We start from the raw sequence: 9862 nt of genomic DNA on the forward strand, positions 1-9862 counted from the left end.
GCTGGTGAACTCGTCAAAGACGAACACCTTAACGGAATAGCCTGAACCGTCCACATTAAAATGAGCGGTTACTTTTTCAAGCTCGGAAATGTTTCTTTCCAAAGCAACAATGCTAATCGGCGTCGTATCATCCTTAACCAGTTGGAACACGACGACGACATTTTGTCCCTCTCCTTGCGGAGCGACATCGACGGAGACGGTTATGCCGCCATCCAGAGAGATCGTTCCATTTTCGATGGCGTAAGCCTTATCTTCGTCACCCGGCTCTTCGCCATCGCCTGGTTCTTGTCCATCACCTGGATTTTGGCCATCTCCTGGCTCCTCTTCATCATCGGTGCCTGGCTCCTCTTCATCATCGGTACCTGGCTCCTCTTCATCATCGGTACCTGGCTCCTCTTCATCGTCGGTACCTGGCTCCTCTTCATCGTCGGTGCCTGGCTCCTCTTCATCATCGGTGCCTGGCTGCTCTTCATCATCGGTGCCTGGCTCTTCATCGTCGGTGCCTGGCTCCTCTTCATCATCGGTGCCTGGCTCCTCTTCATCATCGGTGCCTGGCTGCTCTTCATCATCGGTGCCTGGCTCTTCATCGTCGGTGCCTGGCTCCTCTTCATCATCGGTGCCTGGCTGCTCTTCATCATCGTCATTGCCCGGCTGCTCTTCATCGTCGTCATTGCCTGGCTGCTCTTCATCGTCATTGCCCGGCTGCTCTTCATCGTCGTTGCCTGGCTCCTCTTCATCGTCGTTGCCTGGCTGCTCTTCATCGTCGGTGCCTGGCTGCTCTTCATCGTCGCTGCTTGGCTGCTCTTCATCGTCGCCATTGCCTGGCTGCTCTTCATCGTCATTGCCTGGCTGCTCTTCATCGTCGTCATTGCCTGGCTGCTCTTCATCGTCATTGCCCGGCTTCTCTTCATCGTCGGTGCCTGGCTGCTCTTCATCGTCGCTTCCTGGCTGCTCTTCATCGTCGTCATTGCCTGGCTTCTCTTCATCGTCATTCCCCGGCTGCTCTTCATCGTCGTTGCCTGGCTGCTCTTCATCGTCGCTGCCTGGCTGCTCTTCATCGTCGTTGCCTGGCTGCTCTTCATCGTCGTTGCCTGGCTGCTCTTCATCGTCGCTGCCTGGCTGCTCTTCATCGTCGTCATTGCCTGGCTTCTCTTCATCGTCATTCCCCGGCTGCTCTTCATCGTCGTTGCCTGGCTTCTCTTCATCGTCGGTACCTGGCTGCTCTTCGTCGGTACCTGGCTCTACTCCACCACCATCCTGCTCTGTCCCTGCTTCAATATCCTCCACAGGAATATCTTCCTCATTGGTTCCCTCCGCGGATACCGTTCCAGGCACGACAGCAACAACCGGAGCGACGGCCATCGTCGTGGCCGCCAACACTTTAGCCGCTGCCAGAACAGTGGCTGTTGCTTTGCGGCTTCCCGGCACATTCAAATCTTTCATTTCTTCGTTACGTTCTTCTCTTTTTTGTGTCATTGAAATATTTTTCTCCTTCCCATTCCTTTTTTGGTCGATGGATTCGATTCTACTTTCTTAACATGGCATCACCTCTTTTACCTGAAATACGCGCCACGAATCCCCACTGAACCGCACCAGACTGACCAGATACATCGCTTTCTTTTCGCCTGATTGATTTTGGTAGAACACTTCCATGTTGCAGCGGTAGACCGGATCTTCGCCTTGCGTGACGAACACTTCATTGAGCAGGGCAAACCCTTTAGACCAAGCAGGATCAGGCTTGATATGCGGGTATAGAAACTCCTCCGCATACTGATTGACCAGCGTGATCATGCGAAGCTGTTCGCTCAGCTCAATGACTTCCTTGTTCTGCACCGTTTCATTTTCCTGGGGCTGTTCCGGCTGTTCGATCAAGGTGTCTTTCTCAGGAACTGGTTCTCTCTTACATAACTTTTCACGAATAAGAGAAATAAAAGTTTGCTTCATTGCCAATCTAGCTACCCTACCTTTCCGCTGAACTGCCGCCCTTTGTGAAGCCTCTCTTTCAAAACGGCATCATATACCTTTTTTCTCACCGTTTCTTCCATTTGGCCATATAGCTTCCAAGCATCTTCCTTATAGGCTTGCACCGGATCTTGTTTGCCGTATTTCCGAAACTGAATTCCTAACTTCAGCAACTCCAACTGCTCCAAATGACGCATCCATGCTTTGTCGAGAATTTGCAAATAGACGCTTCGCCATTTTTTGCAGCATTGGCTTCGATTCTCTAATGAGAACAAGTCTTCCAGCTTCGCATCAAAATATGAGGTGATGATTTGCGCGAGCTCCAACCCGTTGGCAAGCTTCTTGTCCGAAGCAAAGAGATTTGGCCGCAAGCCAGACTCGCGAGACAACACGGAAATATCCCATTCATCAGGCGACTGTTCACGAGGAGCATGCGTTTCCATCCATTGCTGGACATAACGTACAAGATGCCCACGCAGAAAATACTGGATATCCTGACCATCTACCACTTCTTTTCGATGCTCGTAGAAGCTTACTCTTTGATCGTGCACAATCGAATCCAGCACATAGACGAAGGTGCGAATTTCATGATTTTGCTGCTCAATCCTCTTCTGAACTCGTTCAATCCAGCGCATAAGCGCCGGTTCCCTCGTCCCGATCTTTCTCCATTGGATTGTGCTGCGCCATTGCCTAGCTTCTTCAGAAGCGAATCTCTCAATCAGTTCATCTTCCATCGAAATATAAAAGCAGGATGAGCCCGGATCTCCCTGTCTGCCTGATCGGCCTCTTAATTGATTATCTATCCGGCGGCTCTCGTGCCGCTCCGTCCCGATGACATGCAGCCCCCCAAGCTCAGCTACACCCGGTCCCAGCACGATGTCCGTACCTCTGCCCGCCATATTGGTCGCGATCGTTATCGCTCCCTTCAATCCAGCAGCAGATATAATAGAGGCTTCTTTTTCCTCCTCTTTGGCGTTCAGAAGCTGATAGGGCAGTCCTAATGCTTGCAGATGAGAGGCAACCTCCTCAGATTGTTCAATCGACGTCGTTCCGATCAATACCGGTTGTCCAATGGCATGCCGTTTTTTAACTTCACGCATGATTTCGCTGTACTTTTCTTGTCTCGTCATGAAAAATACATCTTCTTCATCGCTGCGCTGAATGGGCTTATGCGTTGGAATGGCGACGATATCCAATCCGAATAGATTCTGAATTTCTTCCGCTTCGCTCCGTATCGTTCCGGTCATCCCGGTCAGGTATGTATACAAGCTAAAATACTTTTGTATCGTAATCACCGCATGCGTCACGTTTTCCGGACTTAACGGCACATCCTCTTTCGCTTCGATCGCTTGCTGCAAGCCGTCATTATATTGCCTGCCCTGCAAAATACGTCCGGTAAAGGCATCAATAATGGCTACTTTTTCATCCTTGACAATGTAATCCACATCACGCTTCATTAATGCTTTGGCGCGCAGGCTTTGCAATAAATAATGGTAGACGTTGGTATTTTCCAAATGGTATAAATTATCAATCATGAAGACCGTTTCAATCGTTTGAATGCCTCTGTCCGTAAACGTAACCTGATTCAGCTCGCGATCCACTTCATAATCTCGATTCTCCTGCAGCCGCTCGACAAACCGGGCGCATACGTAATACAGATCGGGCGATGCCTTCGTTTTTCCAGCTATGATTAACGGAGTGCGCGCTTCATCGATTAAGATGCTGTCGATCTCATCAATCAGCGCATAAGCTAGAGAGCGTTGAACCCGCTCTTCCGGCTTCCGTGCCAAATGATCCCGCAAATAATCAAAACCGAATTCGCTGCAAACGCCGTAAGTCACATCTTTCTGATAAGCCTCCTGCTTCGCCTTAACACTTGAGCCCGCAAGATTTAATCCGACACGAATCCCGAGAAATTCGAAAATCGGCTTCATCTCCGCATAATCTCGTGCAGCCAAGTATTCATTCGCCGTAATGAGATGCACCCCGTGCCCCTGCAACGCGAACCAATATATGGGGAGTATGGAAGTTACGGTTTTCCCTTCGCCAGTCGCCATCTCCGCAATATTGCGCTCGGTCATCGCCCATCCGCCCATCAGCTGCACATCATGCAGCGTCTTCCCGGATATTCGGCGAACGGCTTCTTTGGCCAGCGCGAACACTTCGAATTTCACATGAGGCGAACTCCTGTCCTCTCCCGCTTGGGAGCGCAATTGCCGGGATAGCGACTGCAGCTGCTCATCCGAAGAAGAAGACAGTTCGTGATAGCGGCAGTTGATCTGATGGACGATGCGCCGCAATTTTCGTAACTCTGCTGACTGGCGGTCAAATATCCGCTTCGTGAGTCGGGACAGCAATGCTTGACCTCCTTTGCGAACAACTCATTTGGCATAATAACCATTTCCAGGTTTTGCTTTCTCTGATTTTTCCATTACAATTTAACTTCGTACAATATGTGTTGTTCGCAGAATCAATAAGGAGGAATTCAAACGATGCTTCAGACAGTCTTACGGTTACTGCCCAACTATTCCGAAATGATTGAACCTTGCTCCGACGAACAAATTATCAATATGTTTTTGTCGTCAAGCAGCCGTTCTCCATATACAATTCGCAATTATCGGAACGCGATTAACAAATTCCGTCTGTTTATTGGGAATAAAGCGTTGAAGGATGTGACGTGGAGAGAAATCGAGGTCTATAAAATCAGCCTGGCTCAAGGCTTTTTAAGTCCAAACAAGAAACCGATGGCGCCCGCCACGATCGCTGCTCATATTGCGCCCTTGCGCTCGCTATACAATTGGGGAAGTGACGAAAATAGAGGCTTCTTTCCATCCAATCCGACAACTTGCGTTCGTGTGCCGAAGATCGTGGTGAACAGCAAAAATCATTATTTAACGGTGAGTGAAGTCCGCCTTCTGCTCGAACAATTAAAAATCCAGGGATTCCGTGACTATGTGATCGGAATGACGCTTGTGCTGCTCGGGGTGAGGGTATCGGAATTAATTGCATTGGAATGGGGGGACTTCCACACCGATCCCGAAGAGACATCGATGTGGGTTACGATAAGCGGCAAAGGCGATAAACAGCGTGAAGTGAAGGTTCCCCAACTATTATGGCGGTTATTATGCGAATACCGGGAACAAAATAAGGATATGGACGGCAAGCGGATTTTCCCTATTTCCGTAAGACTCGTTGAAAAGATCATCCAGAAAGCCCGTGAACAAAGCGGCTTGAAGAAAAAAGTAACGCCGCATTGGCTTCGGCACACCAATGCGACGCTTGCTCTGCTCCGTGGCGCTTCCTTGCAGCAAGTGCAGGAATCTCTTGGACACACGCATATTAATACAACGCAACGTTATCTGCATACGGTGCAGCAAATTAAGAAGGCCGCTCCCGATTTCGTAGCTGATTCGATTGCGATGAAATGAAACTTACTTGTAAGGGGTTGATCAAATGGTTAATTTTATCTATACTATTTTTTGGGACCTGAATGTAGAATTGAATACTATAATAGCAAAACATGTCGAACAACACATATTGTACGAAGTTAGTTTACCTAACGAATCATAGAACAACACTAGTGTTTTATTTCCTACATAAGATGAATTACCCATTTTTACTTTTTTCGACAAACCCATTGAAAATTTCAATACAAGCCTGCGTAATTTTTTTGCGCAGGCCTTATTATTTTCCGCACTCCCGCTTCAGCGGCCTTCTCCTCAACCCAAAAAAGAGTTGTATGCGGTCTACATACAACTCGAACTCAACATTTTTATAAAAGGCATTTCTTACGCCTCTATCGTAATCTCCCACACGCCATTAATGACTTCGTGAACGGAGCAAACCAGGTTGTTGCTTCGGCAGTACTCGCCTATCGATACTTTAGCGCAGCTATGATCGGTGACGAGCAGCACCTTCTCTCCGCCGCGGATCGCTTCCTGATGCTTCTTCAGCATCATCACGGGCACCGGACAGACTTCACCCAAGCAATCGATCTCGATCATAAAAACCGCCTCCGTCCAACTTGATAGACTCTATGCTCCGCTATTCTGAGTATACGCCGCCTGATTGCGAACCTCAAGAGCTCCGTTCAGGCGGCTCTCCTATATCTGGGACTCGATTGCGCTACATTTGCGGCGCCGTCGGCACTAAAAAATACAGACAATGAACACATGGTCCATCGTCTGTCCGGTTCAAAGTATGCATAGCACGCCAATCGATGCTGTTAGGGGCTTACGGAATCAGCAGCAGCCGGCCAGTCACCTGCCGCTGCTCGAATGCGGCATGCGCCTTGGCCGCTTCAGCCAGCGGATACATCCGCTCGATCTTGATGGAGAGACGCCCCTCCTTCATCCACTCCAGGAATTGCGGGATGTATTGAGACCACTCCTCCATATAATAGAGTCCGGAGAAGCGGTTAATATACAACGATCCCTTTTCTTGCAGCCGCATCAGATCGAAGGGGGGAATGTATCCGCTCGCTTGTCCGAAAATTTCTAAATAACCGCGAGGCGCAAGGCTGTCCAGACTGGCATCGAACGTGTCCTTCCCAACACCATCGTACACGACGTTCACCCCGCGCCCACCGGATATGCGCCGTGCTTCCATTGCAATATCCGCCTGCGTCGACACAATGACCTCATCGGCACCTGCTTCCTTGACGGCCGCCGCTTTCGCCTCCGTCGAGGTTACGCCGATTACTTTCCCGCCGCGAAGCTTCGCCATCTGGCACAGCAGCAGCCCGACTCCTCCAGCAGCGGCATGGATAAGGCACCAATCTCCCGGCTTAACCGGATAGGCGGCATGGGTAAGCGCATAGGCCAGAAAGCCCTGCGTCAGACCCGCCGCAGCCTGCTCGGTGCTAATCCCGTCAGGCACAGGCATCAGCCGGCGCGCCGGCGCGATCACATGCGTGGCATACGTCCCGCTTCCTCCGCCGCAGATAACCCTGTCGCCTACCTTCACATGACCCTCGCCGGGACCGAGTGCTTCAACAATCCCTACGCACTGGCTTCCAATCGTAGCCGGCAGATCAGCAGCCACGGCTCCCTCCTTCTTATAAAAAGCTTGCGCAACAAGTTCGCCGCGGCGGTGTTGAACATCGAGGAAGTTCACGCTCGCGGCCAGCACGCGCACAAGAGCCTGGCCCGGCCCCGGCGCTGGCAACGGCAGCTCCTCCAGCCGCATCTCTTCGGGTCCCCCGTAAGCCTGGATTCGAATCGCCTTCATGTTCATGGTGCAATCTCCTCTCCTTTATTTTGTTTCCTGGAAACTATACTACCGCAGGCGTAGAATGCTGTCAATATTGTTTCTTGGAAACATTGTCTTTCGCCTATTTCTTGCTATACTAAAATGAGAAATGAAGGGTTAAGGAGATCATTCCATGACAGATACAGCCGATAATCACGCTCAGTCCGAAGATCATCAGGAAGGCAAGCCAATGATTGAAGAGATTCTGCGCCTCATCGCCGCCCTGCAGAAGCGGGCGGAATCAGAGGAAGATGAGGAGAGAGAATGGATGCTGCGCAATTGCTCTAATCCGGCCGTTGCCGAGCATCTGCGGGATATGACAATTATGGAGCTGCATGTTCTTGATGCCATCGGGCAGCTGGAGCCGGTCAATGGCATTACCATTTCCAAGCAGTTCGGAATTTTCAAAGGCACCGTATCGAAAATTACGCGAAGACTGGCTGCCAAAAATCTGATTCAAAAGGAGTTCCTCCCCGGCAATAAAAAAGAAATTCTGTTCCGCACGACACCGCTAGGCAGCGAGCTTCATCAGCTTCATCAAGCACTGCATCGGCAGTTGGAAATTGGGGTCGTCCGGTTCCTGCAAAAGTACGAACCTGATGAATTGCGCATTCTCGTCCGTGTCCTCCAAGATGCGTCGACAGCCTCTTGGGTACATCCGGAGCACGGTCCCGATACCGCAACGGGGCAACCGGAGAGCCGTTGACCCAACGGCTCCGGATGCCCTGCTTCGCCCTCCCCCTTACTCCATGAACGCCGGGGGATAGACCAGTTCTCCGGTTATATTCGACAATGCTCCATCCGACAGCTCGCATACCATAAATACGTTCTCCGGGACTTCGAATTGCTTCAGCTCGAAGCCGCGGGGTCCGGCCGGCACGAAGCCGAACCGGGGATAATACGTGGGATGTCCGATTACAAATACCGCATCATATCCCCGTTCCCGGCCCCTGCGCAGCCCTTCATCGATAAGCTGGCCGCCGATTCCTTCCCTTTGATGCGAAGGCTTCACCGCGATTGGGGCGAGCGCAAGCACCTCGTGCCGGTCTTCCCCGTTCACGATATGGGCGACGCTTAGCAGCGCATGTCCCACAATCTCATCGTTCATCTCGGCCACGAGCGATAATTCCGGTACGAACTGATCCGATCGGCGGATTCGCTCCACCAGCTTCGACTCTTCTTCCCTGCCGCCAAAAGCCTGGCGATGCACGTCGTACACCTTTTCGTGATCCGCTCTTGTCTCCATACGGATGATCATAGCTGACGCTCTCCTTCAGATACCGGGATGAACTTCGTAACCCCGTGACCCTTCTGAATAATTTGACAGGCGCAGCCCGTGAAACATTCGAAAAATGCCGATTCCTCGATCTGCCTCACGTATTCTCCGCTGTCTCCCTTATACCAAGGGTCCAAATAAGTGAATACCGGCCCTTCCTTGTCTACGACGACAACCCAGTGCCCGTGCGGCTCAAATTCGTCTCCATCGTCTCTCATCAGCACCATGATAGGCCCGCTCAGCAGACAGGTTTCCCACTCATGCTTGAAAAAAGATACCCGGAACAAAATCTTCCTGTCCAATAAAAACCGGTAAACGTCTTCCGGATATACGCCAATCGGAGGATCGGTTGCTTGATAGCCTTTGATAGCCGGTGGATCGGTCAACCGCAGCTCTTGGGCCAATAGAAGAAACGTCACCTCATCCGCAAGCTGATGATAACGCAGCAACATCAACAGGCTGGCTACCCCGCAAGCAACCTCCGGATGATAATCTTGATCATGCTGGCTTACGAAAAATGAACGATACATCATACCGAATTTGGCTTGTGCGGCATACTCCGAATCCAGGATCGAATAGAAATACTGATCCGTCCAACGCTCATTCCAGTACAGCTCTTCTTTGAAAACGCCTTCCCTTCTCATCCCGATATGCTCCATCAGCGCTGACGAACGATGATTATGGGCATTACACATGCCGACGACCTTATGAGCGCCAAATTTGTTGAACGCCAACGCCAGCAGAAGCTCCGCCGCTTCGCGTCCGTATCCATGTCCCCCGTATTCCGGTATAATTGCGAACCCGATTTCCCAGCTTTTCCGCCAATCGACATAGCTCCAAATCTGTGCAATCCCGATAGGGGTTGCGGTCTGATCCGAGGCCAGTCTGACGACGAAATCATAGCTTGCCCCTTCCTCGTCTTCATCTACAGCGAATTTCTCAAGACAATTCTCCCTTGCCTCTTCCACACTCGGAACCGATTCTTCAAAATGCCATAAATCCTTATCACATTCCATTCGGCACAGAAAGTCCAAGTCTTGTTCCGTGCTCAAAGTTAATTCAATTCTTTCGCCTTGTAGTTTCACGTCGAGCCTCTCCCAACCATTCAATTTATCTCGGATAAAAGTGATTCAGCCCACTGCCTTCCGCTATTGTACCAAGAAAGAGGTTTCTTTGAAATATATTCCTCTTGGGGCTTACACAACCTCCTCTTTTCATCGCGCTCCCCGCCGCTCTCTCTAGAGGGTTTTATACGCTCATCCCCAGATAGTGTTGACGCTTCCCTGGCAATCATGCCATTGTTTGTATTCGTCCACACAAAATGGCGCCAAAGCTGAACAATCAGCTCGGCGCCATTTTGCGATGTTTCATTTT

9 protein-coding genes are annotated in these 9862 nt (G+C 50.7%); 2 read left to right on the forward strand and 7 right to left on the reverse strand.

The window, feature by feature from the left end:
- Window positions 1-200: 200 nt before the first annotated feature.
- The 3 genes from NNL35_RS18830 to secA form a co-directional block, all read right to left on the reverse strand.
- The gene (locus NNL35_RS18830) at window positions 201-1205 is read right to left on the reverse strand and encodes a hypothetical protein (RefSeq protein WP_420832882.1); all 1005 of its coding nucleotides are present in this window, start codon (window positions 1203-1205) and stop codon (window positions 201-203) included.
- Window positions 1206-1533: 328 nt separating this feature from the next.
- Window positions 1534-1950, reverse strand: a complete 417-nt coding sequence (locus tag NNL35_RS18835) for a hypothetical protein (RefSeq protein ID WP_138985678.1) — start codon at window positions 1948-1950, stop codon at window positions 1534-1536.
- Between the two features lie 5 nt (window positions 1951-1955).
- A complete protein-coding gene (gene secA, locus NNL35_RS18840) occupies window positions 1956-4319 on the reverse strand; it encodes a preprotein translocase subunit SecA (RefSeq protein ID WP_006679638.1) in 2364 nt (787 codons plus the stop codon).
- 135 nt (window positions 4320-4454) lie between these two features.
- Here secA and NNL35_RS18845 point away from each other — a divergent pair, with 135 nt between their 5' ends.
- Window positions 4455-5390 carry a tyrosine-type recombinase/integrase gene (locus NNL35_RS18845; RefSeq protein ID WP_006679710.1) on the forward strand — a complete coding sequence of 312 codons (936 nt, stop codon included), beginning with the start codon at window positions 4455-4457 and terminating at the stop codon, window positions 5388-5390.
- 360 nt (window positions 5391-5750) lie between these two features.
- On the opposite strand, the gene NNL35_RS18850 is transcribed toward NNL35_RS18845, so the two are convergent.
- Window positions 5751-5966, reverse strand: coding sequence for a sulfurtransferase TusA family protein (locus NNL35_RS18850; RefSeq protein ID WP_006679590.1), 216 nt, complete (start codon window positions 5964-5966; stop codon window positions 5751-5753).
- 229 nt (window positions 5967-6195) lie between these two features.
- On the reverse strand, window positions 6196-7197 hold the full coding sequence (locus NNL35_RS18855) for a quinone oxidoreductase family protein (RefSeq protein WP_006679589.1): 1002 nt from the start codon (window positions 7195-7197) through the stop codon (window positions 6196-6198).
- 148 nt (window positions 7198-7345) lie between these two features.
- On the opposite strand from NNL35_RS18855, the gene NNL35_RS18860 reads away from it, so the two are divergent.
- Window positions 7346-7918 carry a MarR family transcriptional regulator gene (locus NNL35_RS18860; protein ID WP_006679588.1) on the forward strand — a complete coding sequence of 191 codons (573 nt, stop codon included), beginning with the start codon at window positions 7346-7348 and terminating at the stop codon, window positions 7916-7918.
- Between the two features lie 36 nt (window positions 7919-7954).
- On the opposite strand, the gene NNL35_RS18865 is transcribed toward NNL35_RS18860, so the two are convergent.
- Both NNL35_RS18865 and NNL35_RS18870 read right to left on the reverse strand, forming a co-directional pair.
- Window positions 7955-8470, reverse strand: a complete 516-nt coding sequence (locus NNL35_RS18865) for a GNAT family N-acetyltransferase (protein ID WP_006679587.1) — start codon at window positions 8468-8470, stop codon at window positions 7955-7957.
- A complete protein-coding gene (locus NNL35_RS18870; protein WP_006679586.1) occupies window positions 8467-9573 on the reverse strand; it encodes a GNAT family N-acetyltransferase in 1107 nt (368 codons plus the stop codon). The genes NNL35_RS18865 and NNL35_RS18870 overlap by 4 nt, the downstream gene beginning before the upstream one ends.
- Window positions 9574-9862: the final 289 nt, after the last annotated feature.

It is taken from the genome of Paenibacillus dendritiformis, from assembly GCF_945605565.1.
Lineage (GTDB): Bacteria > Bacillota > Bacilli > Paenibacillales > Paenibacillaceae > Paenibacillus_B > Paenibacillus_B dendritiformis_A.

What these genes read in the sequence shown, in the direction of transcription:
- NNL35_RS18830 (WP_420832882.1), bottom strand. Translation starts at nt 1,205, where the DNA reads ATGAAGAGAAGCCAGGCAACGACGATGAAGAGCAGCCGGGGAATGACG.
- NNL35_RS18845 (WP_006679710.1), top strand. Translation starts at nt 4,455, where the DNA reads ATGCTTCAGACAGTCTTACGGTTACTGCCCAACTATTCCGAAATGATT.
- NNL35_RS18850 (WP_006679590.1), bottom strand. Translation starts at nt 5,966, where the DNA reads ATGATCGAGATCGATTGCTTGGGTGAAGTCTGTCCGGTGCCCGTGATG.
- NNL35_RS18855 (WP_006679589.1), bottom strand. Translation starts at nt 7,197, where the DNA reads ATGAACATGAAGGCGATTCGAATCCAGGCTTACGGGGGACCCGAAGAG.
- NNL35_RS18860 (WP_006679588.1), top strand. Translation starts at nt 7,346, where the DNA reads ATGACAGATACAGCCGATAATCACGCTCAGTCCGAAGATCATCAGGAA.
- NNL35_RS18865 (WP_006679587.1), bottom strand. Translation starts at nt 8,470, where the DNA reads ATGATCATCCGTATGGAGACAAGAGCGGATCACGAAAAGGTGTACGAC.